This is a genomic window from Bacillus atrophaeus, assembly GCF_001584335.1.
Classification (GTDB): domain Bacteria; phylum Bacillota; class Bacilli; order Bacillales; family Bacillaceae; genus Bacillus; species Bacillus atrophaeus.
In genome coordinates this window covers 591557-613849 of sequence record NZ_LSBB01000018.1, presented here as the reverse complement: position 1 = coordinate 613849, position 22293 = coordinate 591557, and the positions used below count along the sequence as shown (strand labels likewise).

Below are 22293 nucleotides of genomic sequence, written 5' to 3'. Positions count from 1 at the left end.
ATTTAAAACAGGCCGATCACATGTAAAAACACAATAATAATAGCTACAGGAGAAAGATAGCGAATCAGTAAAAGCCAGACGGCAAACCATTTTTTCTTTATGCTTGATCCGCTCTTCAGCTCCTCAAAAAGCGCCTGTTTCGGAATTTTCAAAGGTACAAATATCGAAATCATCAGTGCGCCAAAGGGCATCAAGACATTGCTGACCAGAAAATCGGCAGCGTCAAAAATAGATAAGTGAAAAATAGAAACGTCACTCAGCACACCGTATGATAGTGCGGACGGCACCCCGACAGCAAAAATGGCGATCCCGCCTGCCCATGCGTACCGTTTTCTTTTTTTCGTATCTCCTTTTGAAAGCACCGCCACCAAAATTTCAAGCATTGAAAAAGCAGAGGTAAGGGTTGCAAACAAAAAGAGAATTAAAAAGGATAATAAAAAGACAATACCAAACGGCATTTGGTTAAAAACAGTCGGCAGCACGTTAAACAAAAGCTGCGGCCCCTGATCCGGTTTCAGTCCGAATGAGAATACTGCCGGAAAAATGGCGATCCCCGCCATAATTGCCACAAGTACATTCAGCACCGTTACGGATACAGCGGATTGAATAATATTTTCTTCTTTTGCTAAATAAGCACTGTACGTAACCATAACGGAGACCCCAACGCTTAAAGAGAAAAAGGACTGGCCCATGGCATAGAGAATTGTATTCGCGTCAATGGAATGAAAGTCAGGCGTCAAGAAAAACTTGATCCCCTCCATTGCTCCGTCAAGCGTCACAGACCGTATCATTAAAATAATAAATAACAGAAAAAGAGCGGGCATTAACACTTGGCTTGCTTTTTCAATTCCGCTGCTCACGCCTTTGGCCACTACTAAAATGGTTAGCACGATAAACAGGAATTGTCCTCCTACAGCGGCATACGGATTTGATATGGTATCTGCAAATAAAGTATCAAACCCTGAAGTAAGCGACAAACCGCCTGAAAAGCCTTTTATGATGTAGATTAATATCCAGCCGCCCACCACGCTATAAAAGGATAATAGAATAAAACATGTGACAATCCCAAGATAACCGATCCAATGCCACTTGCTTCCCGGTGCAAGCGCTTTATAGGATTCAACGGCATCTTTTTGAGTTTTCCTGCCGATGATAAATTCCGCCAGCAGTAAAGGCAGTCCGATTAAGATAGTAAATAAGATGAAGATTAATAAAAATGCGCCCCCTCCGCTGGTACCCGCTACATATGGAAACTTCCATATAGCGCCAAGTCCAATTGCTGAACCGGCGGCAGCTAAAATAAATCCCAGCTTTGATGACCATTGATTAGCGTCTTTCACTCCAACACTCCTTTATTCATTCCTACTAAACGTATAAAGGTTCATTGTAAGAATATCGTACTGTATAGTCAAGAAAGAATTTACGAATAATCTATCAGTTTACATAATATAATTATTGTATATAAGAAAGTTTTCTTATCATAATGGTAAATAAGTTTCAATATTGAATTATTCAGAAAAGTCACTATAATAAGAGAATGTCAAAAAAACTGTAAGGTTTTCTGCTATCATTATTGATTTTATTTGTGAGGAGAGTGCTTATGGAGAGCATCAAAAAGATCAGTCAATTTGCGGGGCAGACCTTTGGGATTTGGGTTATTGTCTTTGCTGTGTTAGGTTTTGCTTTTCCGCCTTTGTTTATGTGGATCAGCTCTTATATTACGGTTTTTCTGGGTATCATTATGTTCGGCATGGGACTTACGCTTCAAGCGGATGACTTTAAGGAGCTGATCAGAAAACCATTGAATGTACTCATAGGTGTAATCGCGCAATATACCATTATGCCGCTTGTTGCAGTCGGTCTGGCATATGGTTTGCGCCTTCCTGCAGAAATTGCGGTCGGAGTCATTCTGGTCGGCTGCTGTCCGGGCGGGACATCATCAAATGTGATGACATTTTTGGCTAAAGGGAATACAGCACTGTCGGTGGCTGTCACGACCATTTCAACCTTACTGGCACCTATCATGACACCGCTTCTGATCATGCTGTTCGCCAAGGAGTGGCTGCCTGTTTCCCCAAGCTCCTTATTTATTTCCATTCTGCAAGCTGTCCTGTTTCCGATTATAGCAGGCCTGATTGTAAAAATGTTTTTCAAAAAACAGGTTACACAAGCAGTCCATGCTCTTCCGCTTGTATCTGTCATCGGAATCGTGGCCATCGTTTCAGCAGTCGTCAGTGCCAATCGGGACAACCTGCTCCAGTCCGGCTTATTGATTTTCTCAGTCGTCATCCTTCATAACGGAATCGGCTATTTGCTCGGATTCCTTGCTGCAAAAGTGCTAAAGATGGATTATCCATCGCAAAAAGCGATTGCCATTGAGGTCGGAATGCAAAATTCAGGGCTCGGCGCAGCGCTTGCAACTGCCCATTTTTCACCTTTATCAGCGATTCCCAGCGCGATATTCAGTGTTTGGCACAATCTTTCCGGATCAGTGCTCGCTTCTTACTGGTCAAAGAAAGCAAAGGCTTCCGCTGCTGAATCGGACAATTCCAAACTGCCTGCATAAAAAAACACCGCTTTGAATTTCACAAAGCGGTGTTTTACATTCTTATCCCTCTAATAAAAGCTGTTCAGGATCTTCGAGCAAGTTTTTCACAGTCACTAAGAATCCGACCGCTTCTTTTCCGTCTACAATCCGGTGGTCATAAGATAATGCAATATACATCATCGGACGGTTTTCAAAGCGTTCTTCGTCAATCGCAACAGGACGCAGCTGGATTTTATGCATTCCTAAAATTCCAACTTGAGGGCTGTTTAAGATTGGCGTAGATAGCAATGAACCGAATGTTCCTCCGTTTGTAATCGTGAAAGAACCGCCTTGCAGCTCACCAAGCGTTAATTTGTTGCTTCTCGCTTTTTTCGCAAGTTCACCGATTTCTCTCTCAATTCCGGCGAATGAAAGACGGTCAGCATCACGGACAACAGGTACAACAAGACCTTCGTTCGCCGCTACTGCAATACCCACATCATAGAATTTCTTAATGATCAGTTCGTCACCTTGAATTTCAGCATTCAATAGCGGGAACTTCTTCAGGGCCGCCACAACGGCTTTTGTAAAGAATGACATAAAGCCAAGCTTTACTTCATTTTGCTCCAAAAATTGATCTTTGCGGCGTTTTCTTACATTCATAACCGCTGTCATGTCTACTTCATTAAATGTTGTCAGCATAGCAGATGTCTGCTGCACCTCTACCAGACGTTTGGCGATGGTCTGTCTGCGGCGTGACATTTTTTGCACTTCAACCGGCTTTTCAAAGTCTTGCTGTGATTTTTGTGCCTGCGGCTGCTGTTTTGGCTGAGGCGCAGGTTTTGCTGATGGTTTTTCATAAGCTTCTACATCTTGTTTGCGAACTCTGCCGAGAGGATCCCCTGTTGGAATTTGTGACAAGTCAATTCCTTTTTCTCTGGCTAGCTTGCGTGCTGATGGAGATGCCACTGTTCTCGACTTTGATTCTTCTTGCGCTTCCTGGCTGACTTGCTGTGCAGCCGGTTCAGCTTGCTTCTCTTCTTTTGTATTTTCACTTTTTGGAGCTTTGTCTTCAGACGCGGGGGCAGAACTTTCTCCCGCACCTTCTGTAATCGTGCCGATAATTTCTCCGACTTGGACGGTATCACCCGAATCTTTCAATACCTCTTGAAGTACACCCGATTCTTCAGCTGTCAGTTCCACATTCACTTTATCCGTTTCCAGTTCAAGCAGATATTCACCCTGTTCTACATAATCCCCGGGCTGCTTTAACCATTGGGCTATTGTTCCTTCTGAGATTGATTCTGCTAATTCAGGTACCTTAATTTCCGCCATTTTTCAATTTCCCCCTTAGTTTTTGCGAGTCAAGCTATCAGATACAATGCGTTCTTGTTCTTTTTTATGAACTGTCGGATCGCCCTCTGCCGGACTTGACCGTCTTCTCCGACCAATATATTGAACACTTACTCCCTCTGGTGCAACTTCTGATAAATAAGGACTGATGTAACTCCATGCTCCCATGTTTTGCGGCTCTTCCTGAACCCAGACAATTTCTTCAAGATTCGGCAATTTAGCGAAGAGCTCTTTTATTTCTTTCGCAGGGAATGGATACAGCTCTTCGACTCTCGCAATGTGAAGCCAATCTTTCCCGTCTTCCAACTTATTAAAATGATCACTGATGTCAATGGACACTTTACCGCTCGATAAAACGAGACGCGTTACTTTTTCATAAGCATGAGAGAGTCCTGACTGTTCATAGACTGGCTGGAATTGGCTTTCGCTTAGTTCCTGTACTTCTGACACTGTATTCGGATTACGAAGAAGACTTTTTGGCGTCATGATCACCAATGGACGAATTTCCTCGCGGAGAAGCATTTTCGCCTGTCTTCTTAAAATATGGAAGTATTGGGCAGCGCTTGTCAAGTTGGCAACCGTCCAGTTATTTTCAGCCGCAAGCTGAAGGAAACGCTCAATTCTACCGCTTGAGTGTTCAGGCCCTTGTCCTTCATAACCATGCGGAAGAAGCATAACTAAGCCGGATTTCTGGCCCCATTTCGCCCGTCCCGCAGAAATGAACTGGTCAAAATACACTTGAGCCGCGTTGGCGAAATCGCCGTATTGGGCTTCCCAAATCACTAAAGTTTCTGGTGAATACACGTTATACCCATATTCAAAACCGATAACGGACCCTTCTGAAAGCGGACTGTTGTGTACGGCGAAGGATGCTTCGCAATCGGATAAATGATGCAGCGGCACAAACTCTTTGCCTGTCTCACTGTCATGAAGCACAAGGTTTCTTTGTGCGAACGTTCCGCGTTCAGAATCCTGCCCCGTCAAGCGGATCGGTGTTCCGTCTTTTAAAATCGACGCAAATGCGAGTGATTCCGCCAATGACCATTCAACTTTGCGATCATCATCAAATGCTTTGGCCCGTCTTTCAAGAATGCGTTTCAATTTGCCGAATACGTTAAATGATTCCGGCCAATTGACCAGCTCTCCGTTCAGCTTGCGCAGCACATCAAAATGAATGGATGTGTCAACATCCGGGAAGCCGTTTGAAACAGGTTCCGGAAGTTCAATTTCACGGACAACATCTTCTTTTTTTGCAGGAACCTTTTGATAGGCGTCCTCTATTCTTTTCGCCACAGATTGCTCAATGTTTTGAACCGTTTCTTCGCTGATCTGCCCTTCTTTTATCAGCTTTTCTGCGAAGATCTGTTTCACGGTAGGGTGCTTTCTGACGGCGTCATATAACATCGGCTGAGTCGTTGACGGCTCATCCATTTCGTTGTGGCCGTAACGTCTGTACCCGATTAGATCAATCAAGAAATCTTTATTGAATTTTTTGCGGTATTCAACTGCAAACTTCACTGCTGAAAGACAAGCTTCAGGATCGTCTGCGTTCACGTGAACAATCGGGATTTCATATCCTTTTGCCAAGTCACTGGCATACTTCGTTGATCTTGATTCATCGCTTTCTGTCGTAAATCCGATCATATTATTGGCAATGATATGAATCGCTCCGCCGACTTGATAGCCGTTAAGCGAACTCAAATTCAACGTTTCTGCCACAATTCCTTCTCCAGGGAACGCTGCGTCACCATGGATAAGAATGGCAAGTGATTTCGTTTCATCCTGCTCAGGATACCCGCTTTGTGTTCTCGTTTCTTGAGCGGCTCGCGTGCTCCCTTCCACTATCGGATCAATGAATTCCAAGTGGCTCGGATTGTTCGCCAGCGTGATCCGTGCAGACTTTGTTTCAGCGTCTTGAAGATGCCTTTTCGCGCCCAGATGGTATTTGACGTCCCCTGTCCATCCGTAGCTGATTCCGACAGATCCCTCAGACGGAACTAGTTCTTTGTTTGGCGCATGCTGGAATTCCGAGAAAATGATTTCATACGGTTTGCCGAGCACATGTGCCAGCACATTCAGGCGGCCCCTGTGCGCCATTCCGATATTAACGCTTGTTGTGCCCGCTTTGACGGACTTCGCAATAATATCATCAAGCACCGGCACGAGAGCATCCAGTCCTTCGATCGAAAAACGCTTTTGGCCGACGAAGGTGCGGTGTAAAAACTGCTCAAAGCCTTCCACTTCCGTAAGCCTTTCTAAAACGGCTGCCAGCTTTTCCGGTGAATTCTTTTGAAACAATTCGCCTGACTCAACCATATTCATGAGCCATTCCCGCTCTTCGAAATGATGCACATGGTCAAATTCAAATGAGATTGTTTTTTTATAGGTGTTTCTTAAATGTTCGATGGCTTCTATGCCGTTCGTAATGTTTTTAGGAGCGTCTTTGCAAATCACGGACGCCGGTATTTCTTTTATTTCCTGTTCTGTCAGCCCGTATTCAGATAACGGAAACAACTCTCGTTTCTCCCGGTCCTTTCTGAGCGGATTAACGGAAGCGTTTAAATGGCCATAGGTTCGTATATCTTCTGCAAGTTTAACTGCTGATGCGATCTTTTGTATCAGATCGGCTGTGATGCGTCCCGGTTCTTTAGTTCCCGATGCCTCTTTTATTTGGCTCGGCGGAGCTCCCAGTTCATCAAACATGTCCTTAAGATCCGGGTCGATACTCTTCGGATCTTTAACATATTGATCGTAAAGCTCCAGCGCGTAGCCGAGGTTCGGACCGTAAAATTCTTCCCAATTCATTCTTTGTTTCATACTATTTTGAAACATTTGAACATTACCCCCAACCTAGATAATCAAGTGATTGATTCACTATCTTGAAATAACTTTCGAACGCTGTGCCCAAATTTATGTAATAAAAACGCTTCCAACGATATTTTACCACTCTTTGCAATTTGATTCTACCTTGATTGTTCACAAAACAGTAAAAAAATCATCGTAAAAACAAAAAATTTAAATCATTCATAAAATAAAAGCAAAAAAGCATAGAATAACGGCTATCCTATGCTTTTATGGAGCAATTTTTTCAAGAGCGGATAGAGCACATCCGGAAGCTGGTCTACATCCGGAACGAAAATACTGTATTTTCCGTACATATCCTGAATGGTTTTCATTTGGGACTCTTCAATTTCAGTGTTGGACAGAAACACATTAATCACTTCTATCCCTCTTTTTCTTGCTTCAATGACAGCTTCACTCGTATCCACAATTCCGTTTTGTTCATAACCGAACGCAGCCGGTTCTCCGTCAGAAAAGACAAGTAAAAATTTTTGCGCTTCGCGGCGCTGTAAAACCTGTTTGGTCATTTGCCTGATGGCGTAGCCGTCCCTGTTGTCTTCCTCCGGTTCGAGCTGCATAATGGCAGGTCCCGCTCCTTTTTGCAGGGAATCCTGAAAAGGAATTACCGTATTAAAATAGTTCGGCTGGCTGGTTTCGGTCGCATCGTTCGTGTCCTCCCAAAAACCGACAATCTGATGCGGAACGGACACAGATTTCAATGCTTCATGAAACAACACGATTCCCCGTTTCGTTTCCTCCATTTTATCAAACATACTTGCAGAACAATCGACAAGCAATGTAAATACGGCATCAATTTCGGAAGACGGCTCCTGCTTTTTATAGAAAAGACGTGGATTGCGCTCTGTAAAATATCGAAGCAGCTTATTATTCAGACGGCCCGCATGTAAATCTGTCCGGGGAAGCGTCTTTTTATGCTCAAGCGTTTTTTGAATCATTTGCTTCAGCCGCTTTTGATACGATTCAATCGACTTCGTTTGCTGCTTATAATCAAGCTCCTCTTCCCGGGAAACAGGCTTCGGCTCTTTATAAATCGGAAAGGCGAATCTGTTTTCTTTTCCGTCCGTCAGGCTGCCTCCGTTCGGTTCGTCTTTTCTTGATTCCAGCGCCTCCAGCTTGGAGTAGTCTTTTCTTTTTGTCTCTTGGGCTGAACCTTGAACAGAACCAAGGGCCTGATCCCCGTCATCCCCTTCTCTGGCGGCGTCTTTCCCCAAGTCTGATTTCGCCCCGTGTTCAATATCAAATTGCAGAAAACTTTTAGAGGGAGCCTCCGTTTCACGATGCCACGTCGGCATTTCCTCTTCATGAATGTCCTCATCGCCATCCGACTTTTTCGGAAGCTTGAGATCATCGCTCAATTTCGGCGCTGTTTTTATATCTTCAAATAACGGCTGCTCCGCGGCTTGCTCATAATCAAGCTCAGGAAGAAAGAAATAGGTGTTCAGCATGTCCTTATCCAGCACTTCTTCTAATCCGTCCATAATTTCTTTGACAACGTTTAATACCTGGCTTGTGGATTCTGCTTCGTATACACGGATCAGCCGGCTTTCTATAAAAGGCATCATCAGATCAATATCTTCACGCATGGCAGGAATGCCTTCCAGCGGTGACTCTGCTGTCAGCTTGACATATAAGGCGCAAAATAATGCATCGGTAAAAATGCTTCGTTCTAAATTTAATGTCAGCTGTGTCGTGAAGTATTTTCTGTACATGTTTCTTCTTTTCGAAAAGATCCGCTTAGTTCCGGGACGCTCATGTTTAATGAGCTCTTCAATTCTCATATCCTCAAGCAGCATAAACAGCTGTTTTGCAAAGCTCTTATGAGAAATATGATGATGCGCAAACTCCAAAAGGCTCGCAAACTCATGGTACGAACTGTAATTCGTTCCGATTGAGCGCAGGTAGACGTCGCTTTTCAGCCCCGCTTCCATATCCTCAGCTGCTCTGTCTTTCCAAAAATGGCTCATATAGATTTTCTTTTCGAATGGATTGTAATAAGACTGGACTCCGTATTCGACTTCGACTTCTTCGCTTTTGGTAAGTGTTTTGGCCAGGTCGGTCAGCATCATAAACAAGAACGAATCTATTGTGCTGTCATTAAACTTAATAAACTTCATCTCTTTACCCTCATTCAAACAGAGTTTCTGCGATATTCCGAACCGCTGCTTTTTCACGGTCATCGTCAAGCTTTTCCACAATTCCTCTTTCGATAGCCCGAAGAGGCGGAATATAAGCCGCTAAGTCACATGTATCAATCAAAGCTCTGATAGATGCCGCTTCCTCGGATACCTGGCCGTTATGGGCTTGAACGATTAAATCAGAAGAAAGCGTAATAAACCTGTTGATCAGTAGTTCATCTTTTAAAGCTGACTGCGATGTCAGCACTTGCTTCAGCAAATCACCTTTAATATAAGGAACGTCGATGATGACAAAACGGTTTTTCAATGCTTCGTTCAGGGGCACTGTACCGACATAGCCTTCATTGATTGCGGCAATTACGCCGAAACCTTCTTTTGCCCGAACCACTTCTCCCGTGAACGGATTGGTCATCATTTTTCTGTAATCCAACACGCCGTTTAAAATCGGAAGCGTTTCCGGCTTTGCCATATTAATCTCATCTATATAGAGAAAATGCCCTTCGTTCATCGCGGTTGTCACAGGTCCTGAAACAAACTCAATCGTTGCCTGTCCTGATTCGTTTTCGATGGTTTTGTAGCCGACAAGAGCTTCAGCGTCAAGATCAACCGAGCAGTTTACACTGTGCATCGGTTTGTTAAAATAGCTGGACAGCGTTTCAGCAAGCTTTGTTTTACCTGAACCGGTAGGGCCTTTTAATAAGATGTTTTTTCCCAGAGCTAAAGAGATTATCGCATCAAACAAAATCGCTTCATCCTCTGCTGCATAGCCTGATGACCCGATAAGTGTCTGAAATTCTTGCGGAATCGTCTGTTTTTTATATGATGAAAGCTTGTTTTGAATGTCTTCCGGAAATGATAGATGCTGCAATTGTGATGTCATAGATAGGTTTCCTTTCCAATTCATATTCCATTAACGAGTATACTAAAAAAGCCCTTGTATTCTCAATACAAAAGGGCTGTGCCAATTATTGTTTTTTAGTGTTGCCGGAGAGTGCTCCGCAGACGATCCGGTCCCCTGAATTTCCGCTCGGATTGGTTAAATAATCATCCGCCTGTTCATGAATCACAAATGCGCTTCCGTCCTTATCAAGGATATTAAGCTTACTTCCTTCCTTTAAAGAAGTTTCCGGCGCATTCATAATCACATCCACTTTTCCGTTGGCACCCACTTCAAGGTTGGGCAGATCACCGGCATGATGCCCCATTGGGTTGTTAAAGCCGTGTTCTTTATTAAGCGGATTAAACGGTCCTCCCGCCGATTCAAAGTCCGGCTTCACGCAAGTTCCCTTTTCATGAATGTGAAATCCAAGGGAAGCGCCCGGGGGAAGCTGGGTCGCTGAAATATGAAAATCTAAACCTTCTTCGTCCGACTCTTTTATTTCAATAAAGCCGATTTTCTTGCCTTTCGAATTGACCAGCTGTACGTCGTAAAGAAATGCCGACGTTTCAATCGCTTTACTATCAGGCTTAGGGTTTGGGTGATCTGAGGCTCCCCCTTGTCTGCATCCGCCAAGCCCCAGTGCCCCCAGCATGATAAGCAGTAAAAGACGATGCATGCTGTCTCCCCCTTGTTTTTTCATACAGTCTGGTCAAAGGATTCCCGGAATAAACAAGAAAAAAAGCCTTGAAGGCTTTTTTTAAAAATAACTTCTGGCTCCCAAGTAGCGCGGCTTCCAATATGAGTTGCTCAAATTTGAAATCTCTACGCCTGATGAGCTTGCATGAATAAAATTACCGCTGCCCAGGTAAACCCCCATATGAGAAGGACCCGATTTATATGTTGTAAAGAAAACAAAGTCTCCGACAGATGGCTGGCTGACTTTCTGCATCGTATTCCAATATCCCGCAGTGCTTAACCTGGAAACAGAGGATACTTTATTAATGAGGTAATAAATATAACCGCTGCAGTCAAAACCCGCTGGCGTGTTGCCGCCCCAGCGGTACGGAACTCCGACATATTTTTTTGCTTCAGTTATCATTCTGTCAATCTTTGAACCTATTTGCACATTTGAGTCCGGTTTATCTATTGTTGTATGATCTGTAGTTTTATCAGAACCGTTTGATTTTGATGTCCCTGAAACGGTCAGAACCTGTCCGATTCGCAGTACATCTGAGGACAAATTGTTTTTTTCCCTGATGCTTTGAACAGTTATTCCCAGCTGATTGGCAATCTTCCAAAGAGAATCGCCTGATTTGACCTTGTAAGTAGATGTTTTTACAGTATCATTACCTGAGGTTGGGGGCTTTTTCGACCCGCTGCTCCCGCTGTTTGATGAGCTTGTCCCTTTAACTTTTAACACTTGCTTCGGATAAAGGGTATCCGACTTTAAGCTGTTTAATGTTTTTAATTCGGCAATCGTCATATGTAACTGATTAGCGATCTTCCACAACGAATCGCCGAGCTTTACTGTATAAGTTCCGTTTTTGGAACTTGAGGAATTTGAACTGTTATTTGTTTTTTCACTCGAATCGCGTGAAGATTCCTTTGAGCTTGTCCCCTTTATTTTCAGCTTTTGTCCGGGACGGATTAAATCACTGCTCAGGCTGTTTAAACTTTTTAGCTCAGAGATACTCATATTGTGGTTTTTGGCAATCATCCACAACGAATCTCCGTATGTAACTGTGTAGCTTGATGTTTTGTTTGTGCTTTTAGGTGATGACGTGCTTTTCTTTCCGCTCTCAGGTATTTTTAAGCTCTGCCCGGCATACAGCATGCTCGTTTTCAACTGGTTTTCGGATTGAAGAGCTGCAATACTCGTATTATACTGGCGCGAAAGCTTCCATAAAGAGTCACCGCTTTTCACCTTGATGGTTTTTGCTTCCACAGGAGCCACGACCATAGATGAGCCGACGACAGCAGTAGCGGCCATTCCGGCTACTATTGTTTTTTTCATATTTCCGATCAACCTCCTACTTTTTCTGTTATAACGCTGGATTCAAAAATAAGAACTGCTAAAAAAGGCCATCTTCTTTTTTATCGGCACTTATTCAGTTTTATCAACAACTTCTCAATAGATTGGCGACGTTTCAGTCTCAGGTGACCGTATCACTCTCACAACAACACCGATTATTTTACAGAAAAGGAACTTCATGCTCAAAAGACTTTGGAACCATTTGGATATTCATGCTGCAATTTGTTACTTTCTATCTAATCAAGGTAATGCTTTTAATGAGAGAAACAGTTTTCCCCCTCTGCTGACTGTTTCACATACAATTCTCCAACAGATTGCAAAATCCTCCTTAAAACAGTTTTTATGACGAAATATATCATTCGGAGCAATAAAAAAAGCCTGCTTCATTTTCATGAAACAGGCTGGTTCATTACATATCTGCTGTTTGCGTGCTTGTTTTGACTTGCTCTAGAATGCAATCTGCAGCACGCTTAGAGCCTCCGGCTGCTATCAGCGATTCTCCGATTTCGTTTGCTTTTTCTGAATAATGGGTGTTTGCTGTAACTTGTTTAATGGTTTCTTGTAACACTGCAACAGAAACGTTTTCTTTTTTCAAAACCTTTCCCGCGCCTATTTTTTCAACTTGACTGGCCACCATAAACTGGTCTGCTCCCATAGGGATCACAATCAGCGGCGTTTTGTAATACAAACCCTCGCTTGTACTGTTCATCCCCCCGTGAGTAATAAACAGATTCGCCCTTTTTAATATTTCAAGCTGAGGAACATAAGGCTTCACAATAAAATTTTCGGGAATTTCGTTCAGATCGCTTTGTTTGAGCTGCTTGCCGATTGCTAACACTACCTTGCCCTCAAAGCCTTTACATGCCTCTAAACATTGATTAAAAAACTCTTTTTGATTGTTGAAAATGGTTCCCATAGAAATAAACAGAACATTTTTATTTTCTATCTCTTCAAATGGGAAATCAAAGTTTCCTGGACGGTCGGCAATTGATGGACCTACAAATAGATAGTTCTCTCCAAATTCATCAGCATTTGGCTGAAATTCTTTTGAAGTAAAGACAATGGTCAAGTCCCCTTCGCAAAAAAAGATATCAAACGGCTTGTTGATTCCCGCTGCAAAATCGGCATTTAATGTTCGGACAATCTCTTGATAGGATGAATAATAAGGAGATTCCTCCATTGGCGAGTTGTGGTTAAACTGACCGATTTGCTTCACAAATTCCTCGTTCATTGCGAAAGTTGAGCATAATGAAAATTTTGGCACCTTCAGCAAATTAGCCACTATTTTTCCCACTATGAAATGATGGTCATACAACACATAATCATATGATTCATGCTTTACTTCTTCATAAATACGAGACGCTATATCCCGGCATTCTTTTAGAAGATGGTAGAATAGTTCAGTGACATCGCCCCCTTCATCTCCGGTTTTATTCTTTCCAAAGGTATCGTCGCGAAAATCGTTATATTCACGGTATTCTACACCAAGCCCGGTGATTTTTTCTTCATATTCCTTTACTGCGTAATAGGTAATCGTTTCTCCTCTGGATTTCAGCTCTTTTATAATGCCCAATGACGGATTGATATGGCCTTCACCCGGAAAATTGATCATTAATACCTTTGCCATGTCATCTGCTCCCTTCCTTTTAAATGTATGTAATATTTTAGACAGTACTACAATTACTTATATAGGTAAAGTATTTAACTTTATTAATAATAAACATATACAACTTTTTTACTAAGCTTAGATAGCTGTTTTCATGAAAAACAGCATTCAATACAAAAAGAATGCTGTAAAAAGGGTGAAAATCAGGTCCTTTGTTTCATGTGAATGACACGTCCGGGAATATTTCATTATTTTTATGTGCTTAGTCATCTCGGTGAGATAAGCGGGTACAGTACGCCGTCCTTGGCGAAAGACATTTTTCCTGTTTCTTCAGACACAACGAGAACAAGCGCGTCGGTAAAACCTGAAAGCCCAATAGCAGCCCTGTGACGTGTTCCGAGGTGGATATCTACTGTTTTAGTTGTTAAAGGAAGAACATTCGCCGCCGAAATAAGCTTGTTTTCTTTCACGAGCAGTGCTCCGTCATGAAGCGGATTGCCGGGGTAAAAAATGCTTTCAATTAAGGATGCACTGATTTCTGCATGAAGTGATGTCCCTTTTTGGATAAAGCCGTCAAGGGCATCCCCTCTTTCGATCACAATTAATGCACCATGCTTTTCGTCAGCAAGATGCTGAATGGCTTTCGCAAGCTCTGTAAAAGAAGGTGTAAAGTGTTCCATATAAGCCTGTAAATAAAAGGACGAAGCAATCGCTTGCATGTCTTGAAATGTATGTCCGAGATCATCCAGTTCACATAAAAGGCATTGATCCTTTTCGTTGAGTGTCCGCAAAATAAAAGACGTATCCTCCAGAATCTGTTCCAAATAGGTTTGTATTTGAGTTTTAAACATATGTTCAGTCATCTGTTCGTTTCGCATTGCCAAAACCATCTCTCCTTGTCAAATTTTCTCTTTCACGCATGCTTATCAATATGGTGCGCATCCTATTTGTGAAAGGAGGCTTTCTTAAGCATGGAAATCGAAAGAATTATTCAATATACTTGCACCTTCCTCGGGATCATAGCTCTTTCTTTTATTTATGCCCAAATGTTTAAAAAAACGAAGCCGCCAAAGAAAGATTAGGTCAGAGGCTCATTGCTTTTTATACATAAAATGTTATAATTTCTCTCGTTATGTTAAAGAAACGGGGAACGAATCATGAGAGAAACAACAACTATCAATCAGAAAGTCAAGCAGCTGATTCACATTTTAATTCCGATTTTAATTACTCAAGTCGGCCTTTCTCTTATTACCTTTTTAGACACCGTCATGTCAGGAAAGGTCAGCGCCGCTGATTTAGCAGGTGTTGCGATCGGCTCAAGCCTTTGGACGCCTGTCTATACGGGGCTTGCCGGAATCCTGATGGCCGTCACCCCGATTGTGGCACAGCTTTTTGGCGCCGGTAAACGCAAAGAGGTTCCGTTTACCGTGATACAGGCCATTTATGTTGCGGCGATTCTGAGCATTTCCCTTATTATGATCGGTTATATCGTAATTGATCCTATTCTTGGCAGCTTAAACCTTGAGCAGCATGTCCAGGAGATTGCAAAACACTTTTTAGGGTTTTTATCGCTTGGGATTTTTCCTTTGTTCGTTTATACGGTGTTGAGATCGTTTATTGATTCTCTCGGAAAAACAAAGGTTACAATGGCGATAACGCTTTGTTCGCTGCCGATTAATTTCATACTGAATTATGTGTTTATTTTCGGGAAATTCGGGATGCCGGCATTAGGCGGAGTCGGTGCGGGGCTTGCTTCTGCCCTGACATATTGGTGCATTTGTGTGATCAGCTTTTTTATTATTCATACATCTTCACCGTTTGCCGAATTCTCAATTTTTCGCAAGGCGTATATGTTCTCATTATCAGAATGCAAAAAACTTCTTACCATTGGTTTGCCTATCGGCTTTGCGATTTTTTTTGAAACCAGCATTTTTGCGGCTGTCACTTTGCTGATGGGTCATTTCAGCACTGTCACCATCGCTTCGCATCAAGCGGCGATGAATTTCGCTTCCCTTTTATATATGCTGCCGCTCAGTGTGTCCATGGCTTTAACGATTGTTGTCGGCTTTGAAGCGGGAGCAAAACGCTATGCCGACGCACGGACGTACAGCCACCTTGGCATTACGATCGCTGTTGGATTTTCTTTATTTACGGCCGCTTGCATCCTGCTGTTCAGACAGCAGATTGCCGGAATGTATACCGGAGATCCGGAAGTCCTGCGTTTAACTCAGCACTTTTTAATATATGCGCTGTTTTTCCAGCTTTCTGATGCAGTGGCCGCGCCTATTCAAGGAGCGCTCAGAGGGTATAAGGATGTAAATTATACGCTGGCGGCTGCTTTTATTTCTTATTGGATTATCGGCCTCCCAGTCGGTTACGTCATCGGCACGTATACAAACGCCGGCGCTTACGGGTATTGGATCGGTTTGATCACGGGGCTTGCTGCTGGGGCCGTCGGCTTATTTTTCAGATTACAGCGGCTTCAAAAGCGCAATTCATTGAAACAAACAATATAAGAGATGAAGAACAGGGGGAATAAGAATGCCTGCAAATAAGCGATTATATGATTACCTGTCTCAGCATGCCGAAGAAATCAGTTCAACCTGGTATCAAAACATCGAAGAAAATGATCCAAACTCCATCTACGCATCGACAGATCCTGTTATTATTGAGAATCTTAAAAGACAAAATCTAGCTTTTAACCATCATATCAATCGTATTTTTATAGATGAGGAACATATTTATTTACCTGCTCTGAAAAATTGGGCATTTCAAGTGACACAGGATCAGGAGCATTTGAAAACACCCATCCATTATATTATTCGGGAGTTTGTCAGAGTCAGAGACTTGTATTTAACGTATGTAAAAGCATTTATCCGTCTAGAAGAAGCGAATTGTGAGAGTGCGGAAGATATAAGTCATACGCTTATGAAGGCATTTGACCTTGTTATTCATATTTTCATCGAAGAAATGTATAAAAACACAAATAATCAGCTGCAGGCGCAAAAAGAAATGATCAATGAATTGAGTTCACCTGTCATCGTTTTGTTTCACAATGTCGCCTTGCTTCCTTTAATCGGGACCATTGACACAGCTCGTGCCAAAATGATTATAGAAAATACGCTTGCTCAGTGTGCCGCAAAAAAGGTGACTCATCTGTATATAGACCTGTCAGGCGTGGCCATTATTGATACGATGGTCGCCCAGCAGCTCTTTCATCTGATAGATGCGCTGAAATTGCTGGGCGTTAAATCTACATTATCAGGGATCAGGCCTGAAATTGCCCAAACTGCCGTTCATCTCGGGTTGTCTTTTGAAGACATCTCGGTGAGATCGACGCTTGCTTCCGCCATCGCTTCCGATTTGAAACTAAAAAAGGTATAAGGCCTGCGCCTTATACCTTCAGATTGTAGAGAAACTCATGTTTTTCTACAATCTTTTTTATTTTTAGCGTATGGATGATGGATGAAATTTATTGAAAAAGGCCTCCCACACACCTAGCTTAGCTAGGTGTGTGGCAATCTTCTTCATGTTCTGACACGCAGCTGTGAGAAGAACTTGCTCACTCACATTCTGTTTTCCCCTCAACCGGCAGTAGCGAAGCCCGTGCAGTTGTTTTGAATCTGCAAAGCTTCGCTCTATTTTTTCTTTTCTTTTTTTATATAGCTCTTTTCCAGAGGCAGACAGACGATTTTGTCTGATCTTTTCTTTATGTTCTTCCCACACGTGTCTTGAGATCACTTTTTGATGATTTTTCGACCTTGTGCAGCTTTCAAGGAAAGGACACGATGCACATTTTTTAGGATCTGATTTGTAGAACCTATAACCTTTTCGATCAGTTGTCGTATATAAAAGCTTCTCACCACTTGGACATATGTAATGATCATGTTCAGAATCATACTGAAATTTCCATCTCTCAAATAATCCTCTTGTTGGATGAAAACGTCTGTGTGCGATAACACCAAAAATACGGCGATCAGATAAACCTTTACAGATTGGCGTTGTTAAATAACCAGAATCAAGGGCAACAGCTTCTACTTGAAAACCAAATCGTGCGATTTGTATTCTTCCTGCTATGCTATCCCCCTAAAAAAATTTAGCTTGGTAATGTAATAGCTTTGTGTTTTGATTATAAATAGAATTGCATTAAATGATTTTTTGATACCGCTTTCAATTTACAGATATATAAACCTAAACTTCTATGAGGCAACTGTAGTTATATGATTAAAGGGGGCTTATGATCATGATGAGTCGTTAAATGTTCTTTCATTAATCTCCTGGCAAAAATAAACGCTTAACGACCCTCACTAATCATTAGTTTGTTCGAAAGCTCTTCAAAGCTGTATTGAGACCCTTAGTGTGAGTGTAAATTTTCTTATATAAATCGAATAGCGTTTTATATTTTTGAACATTTTGTTCCTTGGGATAAAATGTAGAAGCCCTGTGAATAAACTGCTCTGCACATTCTTCAAGGGATTCAAACCACCCACTTCCAAAGGCAGCTAGCATAGCAGCTCCCAAGGCTGGGCCTTGTTCATTTTCTAACTTAATCACGCTCGCATTGAAAATATCAGCTTGCATTTGCAGCCACGTTTCATTTTTAGCTCCCCCACCAATAGAAACAACAGTATTTACTGATTTTCCCGCTTCGCGGAATAGCTCAATTGATTCCTGTAAAGAGAATGTGATGCCTTCCATTATTGCCCTCAAAAAATGCTCTCTTTTATGTGCTCCATCCATTCCAATTAAGCTTCCCCGAATAGAAGAATCAGCATGTGGCGTTCTTTCACCTACCAAATAAGGAGTGTATAGCAGTCCATTTGCTCCTATTGGAATAGATTCCACCCCCTGCAATAATTGCTCAAACGATTCGTTTGGGGCAAACGTTCTTTTAAACCAGTCCAAGCTGTACCCTGCAGCGAGTGTGACTCCCATTGTATAAAAAGAATCCTTTTTTCCATGATTAAAAAAGTGCACTTTCCCTTTAAAGTCTCTTTCTTTGTCTTCTTCGTGGGAAAGTATGACCCCTGACGTCCCAATACTGCATAGTGTTTTTTCGGAAGAAAGAATACCCGCTCCAATAGCACCGCAAGCATTATCAGCTCCCCCGGCGTATACTTTTGTTTTTTCCAATAGCCCTGTCTCCGCCGCAACGTGCGGAAGCAGCGATCCTACACAATCATGAGATTCAACAAGCGGAGGACAAATATCTGCAGAAATACCAAATCGATTGCAAATATCATCGCTCCACTCCTTGCGAGTAATATGTAAAAGCAACGTTCCTGCTGCATCGGAGTATTCGGTGTGAATGGCACCAGTCATACGAAATCTCACATAGTCTTTCGGAAGCAAAAAAACAGCTGTTCTTTTAAAAAGTTCAGGCTCATGTTCCTTCACCCATAAAATTTTAGGTAATGTAAACCCTTCTAAAACTCGGTTTTTTGTGATATCAAGCAGATGATCGCCGAAATTTTCAGTCATCCAAATACATTGAGGCGTCGTTCTGGTGTCATTCCAAAGAATTGCATGACGCAACACCTTTAAGTCTTGGTCAAGCAGGACTAACCCATGCATTTGTCCTGAATAGCTTATCCCGTCAATATCCTTGGCTTGAACGTTGGATATGGAAACCAATTCAGCCAATGCATCAATTGTTTGCTGCACCCAGTCTTCGGGATTTTGCTCACTATACCCTGCCTTCTCTTGAATGAGCGGATAACTCTTCGACGTTTCTGCACAAACCTTGCCGTTTTGATTGACTAAAATCGTTTTAACAGCACTCGTTCCAAGATCTACTCCAATGACATACTTCATTTTTTCACCCCTTACCCTTATAAAAAAACTACTCACTTAAAATAAAGCCCAATTATAGAAAGTACCCGTCATAACAATAAGCAAAAGGTAAGGAATCATGACGGGCAGCCTCAGGTAACTTGGGTATCATACCTTTTTATCGTGATTCTCTTTATCTGTTATACTTCTAAAATGTATTGGTTCAATATAGCTTTTAATCGCTCTTGTCTTCCTGATTCGTTTTGAATTGATTTATTATTAAGCGCATATTGCTCAAGAGTATGGAAATTAGCTCTTCCTTCTGTAATTTCAAGACCAATTCCTTCAGTAAAGCTGCGATAACGATGTTGAATCACATCATCAAACACACGATCTTCGATCAATTTATGGGCTACTCTCAATCCTCTTGCAAATGCATCCATCCCCGCAACATGGGAATATATTAGATCATCAGGCTCAAAAGAAGATCTTCTGACCTTCGCATCGAAGTTTAATCCACCGCTTCCAAGGCCGCCATTTTGCAGGATTTCGTACATTGCTAATGTCGCAGAATATAAATCCGTCGGAAATTCATCTGTATCCCAGCCTAAAAGAGGATCACCCTGATTCGCGTCAACAGAGCCAAGAAGACCATGTACTCTTGCCATCCGTAATTCATGTTCAAATGTATGCCCTGCTAAGGTGGCATGATTGGCTTCAAGATTTAATTTAAAATGATTGTCTAAGCCATATTGCTTTAAAAAGGCAATGGTTGTTGCTGCATCTGTATCATATTGATGAGTGGTCGGCTCTTTTGGTTTTGGCTCAATCAAAAACTGCCCTGTATATCCGATTTCCTTCGCATAATCCACTGCCATATGCATGAATCTCGCCAAATTATCAAGCTCCAATTTCAAATCGGTATTTAACAATGTGTCATATCCTTCACGGCCGCCCCAAAATACATAGTTCTCGGCGCCAAGCTCTTTTGCTGTTTCTAACCCTTTTTTTACTTGTGCTGCAGCATACGCAAACACATCTGCATTGCAGGAAGTTGCGGCACCATGGACGAAACGGGGATTCTTAAACATGTTTGCAGTATTCCATAATAGCTTAACGTTGCTATTGCTCATGTATTCTTTAATCATGCCCACGATGATATCTAAATTTTGATTCGTTTCTTTTAACGTATTTCCTTCTGGTGCAACATCTCGGTCATGAAAAGCAAAAAATGGTGCATCCAGTTTTTCAAACATCTCAAATGCTGCTTCTACTCTCGCCTTCGCCAGATCCATTCCTTTATAGTGATCCCATGGTCTTTGCATCGTAGCTGCCCCAAAAACGTCTGTGCCGTCAGCGGTAAATGTATGCCAATAGGCAATAGAAAATCGCAAATGCTCTTTCATCGTTTTTCCGCCGATTACTTCTTCAGAATTATAATATTTAAATGCTAAAGGATTAGTGGAATCTTTCCCTTCGTAAACCACTTTGTTTACGCTTCCAAAATAGTTGACTGAACTAGAATGAGTTTGAGCCATCTTATTTCCCCCTTAAAAATAAATTCAAAACATGATCATACAAATACAGCATTTTTATTTCATAATGTAAGTAAGTTGCATATTAGTTTGTTGCTTAAACAAACTAACTTATTTTAATTTTATATAACCTCATCAGTATTTTCAATATTTTTTTAAGTTTTTCATGAACACATTAGATATAATAAAGGTAAGATTAGCTATGTACTATGTCTCATACTGAAAACGAAAAAATTTAACTTAATATAAAGTTTATACAATTGGAGTGGATGAAGTGGATATCGCTGATCAAACCTTTGTCAAAAAAGTAAATCAAAAGTTATTATTAAAAGAAATTCTTAAAAATTCACCTATTTCAAGAGCAAAATTATCTGAAATGACTGGTTTAAATAAATCAACTGTTTCATCACAGGTAAACACGCTGATGAAAGAAAGTCTTGTATTTGAAATCGGTCAAGGACAATCAAGTGGCGGAAGAAGACCTGTCATGCTTGTTTTTAATAAAAAGGCGGGATACTCCATAGGAATAGATGTTGGTGTGGATTATATTAATGGCATTTTAACAGACCTTGAAGGAACGATCGTTCTTGATCAACACCACCATTTGGAATCGAATTCTCCAGAAATAACCAAAGATATTTTAATTGAAATGATTCATCACTTTATTACGCATATGCCACAATCTCCGTACAGGCTTATTGGTATAGGCATATGCGTGCCTGGACTAATTGATAAAAATCAAAAAATTGTTTTCACTCCGAACTCCAACTGGAGAGATATTGACTTAAAATCTTTCATACAAGAGAAGTTCAATGTGCCCGTTTTTATTGAAAATGAGGCAAATGCTGGCGCATATGGAGAAAAAGTATTTGGTGCTGCAAAAAATCACGATAACATTATATATGCAAGTATCAGTACAGGGATAGGGATTGGTGTTATTATCAATAATGATTTATATAGAGGGATAAGCGGATTCTCCGGAGAAATGGGACATATGACAATAGACTTTAATGGTCCTAAATGCAGTTGCGGAAACCGGGGTTGCTGGGAATTGTATGCTTCAGAGAAGGCTTTATTAAAATCTCTTCAGACTAAAGAGAAAAAATTGTCCTATCAAGAGATCATAGACCTCGCCCATCTGAATGATATCGGCACTTTAAATGCATTACAGACTTTTGGATTTTATTTAGGAATAGGCCTTACCAATATTCTAAATACATTCAATCCACAAGCCATCATTTTAAGAAACAGCATAATTGAATCGCATCCTATGGTACTAAATTCAATTAGAAGCGAAGTGTCGTCCAGGGTTTATTCCCAATTAGGCAATAGCTATGAATTATTACCTTCTTTCTTAGGAAAAAATGCACCAGCATTAGGAATGTCCTCCATTGTTATTGATCATTTTCTAGATATGATTACAATGTAATCTGTGATTAAAATGTACAAATCCCTGTGTTCTTCGCTCATCTTTAAAGATGAGCTTTTTTGTTTTGTTATTTTAATGCTGAATTGGAGTATTTCTGAAGGCATATTTACATATGACACCTTCTAATATGAAAAAAGGAGTTCTAAAATAGAAGTCTCCTTT

15 protein-coding genes and 1 pseudogene are annotated in these 22293 nt (G+C 41.5%); 4 read left to right on the top strand and 12 right to left on the bottom strand.

Features of this window, described 5'->3' with window-relative positions; translation table 11 throughout:
* Positions 1-2 precede the first annotated feature (2 nt).
* A complete protein-coding gene (locus tag AXI57_RS12015; protein ID WP_061670186.1) occupies positions 3-1340 on the bottom strand; it encodes a sodium-dependent transporter in 1338 nt (445 codons plus the stop codon).
* Positions 1341-1600: 260 nt separating this feature from the next.
* Between AXI57_RS12015 and AXI57_RS12010 the strand changes: the two genes are divergently transcribed.
* Complete coding sequence (locus AXI57_RS12010; RefSeq protein ID WP_061670185.1) at positions 1601-2566, top strand: bile acid:sodium symporter family transporter; 966 nt, start codon at positions 1601-1603, stop codon at positions 2564-2566.
* A gap of 42 nt (positions 2567-2608) precedes the next feature.
* On the opposite strand, the gene odhB is transcribed toward AXI57_RS12010, so the two are convergent.
* The 8 genes from odhB to cdaS form a co-directional block, all read right to left on the bottom strand.
* Positions 2609-3862 (bottom strand): 2-oxoglutarate dehydrogenase complex dihydrolipoyllysine-residue succinyltransferase, encoded by a 1254-nt coding sequence (gene odhB, locus AXI57_RS12005; RefSeq protein ID WP_003325794.1) that lies wholly within the window; start codon positions 3860-3862, stop codon positions 2609-2611.
* 15 nt (positions 3863-3877) lie between these two features.
* Positions 3878-6712, bottom strand: a complete 2835-nt coding sequence (sucA, locus tag AXI57_RS12000) for a 2-oxoglutarate dehydrogenase E1 component (protein WP_061670184.1) — start codon at positions 6710-6712, stop codon at positions 3878-3880.
* 227 nt (positions 6713-6939) lie between these two features.
* Complete coding sequence (locus AXI57_RS11995; protein ID WP_061670183.1) at positions 6940-8856, bottom strand: vWA domain-containing protein; 1917 nt, start codon at positions 8854-8856, stop codon at positions 6940-6942.
* Between the two features lie 10 nt (positions 8857-8866).
* Positions 8867-9781: an AAA family ATPase gene (locus AXI57_RS11990; RefSeq protein WP_087941828.1), complete on the bottom strand. Its 915-nt coding sequence runs from the start codon at positions 9779-9781 to the stop codon at positions 8867-8869.
* 61 nt (positions 9782-9842) lie between these two features.
* Positions 9843-10433, bottom strand: coding sequence for a superoxide dismutase family protein (locus tag AXI57_RS11985; RefSeq protein ID WP_003325790.1), 591 nt, complete (start codon positions 10431-10433; stop codon positions 9843-9845).
* An 81-nt stretch (positions 10434-10514) separates the two neighbouring features.
* Positions 10515-11771 carry a C40 family peptidase gene (locus AXI57_RS11980; protein WP_061670182.1) on the bottom strand — a complete coding sequence of 419 codons (1257 nt, stop codon included), beginning with the start codon at positions 11769-11771 and terminating at the stop codon, positions 10515-10517.
* A 427-nt stretch (positions 11772-12198) separates the two neighbouring features.
* Positions 12199-13416 carry a macrolide family glycosyltransferase gene (locus AXI57_RS11975; RefSeq protein ID WP_061670181.1) on the bottom strand — a complete coding sequence of 406 codons (1218 nt, stop codon included), beginning with the start codon at positions 13414-13416 and terminating at the stop codon, positions 12199-12201.
* A gap of 245 nt (positions 13417-13661) precedes the next feature.
* Positions 13662-14273, bottom strand: a complete 612-nt coding sequence (gene cdaS, locus AXI57_RS11970) for a sporulation-specific diadenylate cyclase CdaS (RefSeq protein WP_003325787.1) — start codon at positions 14271-14273, stop codon at positions 13662-13664.
* A 279-nt stretch (positions 14274-14552) separates the two neighbouring features.
* On the opposite strand from cdaS, the gene AXI57_RS11965 reads away from it, so the two are divergent.
* Together AXI57_RS11965 and AXI57_RS11960 are read left to right on the top strand one after the other, a co-directional pair.
* Positions 14553-15911: an MATE family efflux transporter gene (locus AXI57_RS11965; RefSeq protein ID WP_061670180.1), complete on the top strand. Its 1359-nt coding sequence runs from the start codon at positions 14553-14555 to the stop codon at positions 15909-15911.
* A gap of 25 nt (positions 15912-15936) precedes the next feature.
* On the top strand, positions 15937-16779 hold the full coding sequence (locus AXI57_RS11960) for an STAS domain-containing protein (RefSeq protein ID WP_061670179.1): 843 nt from the start codon (positions 15937-15939) through the stop codon (positions 16777-16779).
* A 63-nt stretch (positions 16780-16842) separates the two neighbouring features.
* On the opposite strand, the pseudogene AXI57_RS11955 reads toward AXI57_RS11960, so the two are convergent.
* The 3 genes and pseudogenes from AXI57_RS11955 to xylA form a co-directional block, all read right to left on the bottom strand.
* Positions 16843-17457: pseudogene (locus AXI57_RS11955) on the bottom strand (transposase); the annotation flags it as partial.
* A 252-nt stretch (positions 17458-17709) separates the two neighbouring features.
* A complete protein-coding gene (gene xylB / locus AXI57_RS11950; RefSeq protein WP_061670178.1) occupies positions 17710-19209 on the bottom strand; it encodes a xylulokinase in 1500 nt (499 codons plus the stop codon).
* Between the two features lie 158 nt (positions 19210-19367).
* A complete protein-coding gene (gene xylA / locus AXI57_RS11945; protein ID WP_061670177.1) occupies positions 19368-20705 on the bottom strand; it encodes a xylose isomerase in 1338 nt (445 codons plus the stop codon).
* A gap of 271 nt (positions 20706-20976) precedes the next feature.
* On the opposite strand from xylA, the gene xylR reads away from it, so the two are divergent.
* On the top strand, positions 20977-22131 hold the full coding sequence (gene xylR / locus AXI57_RS11940; RefSeq protein WP_061670176.1) for a transcriptional repressor XylR: 1155 nt from the start codon (positions 20977-20979) through the stop codon (positions 22129-22131).
* The last annotated feature ends 162 nt before the right edge of the window (positions 22132-22293 follow it).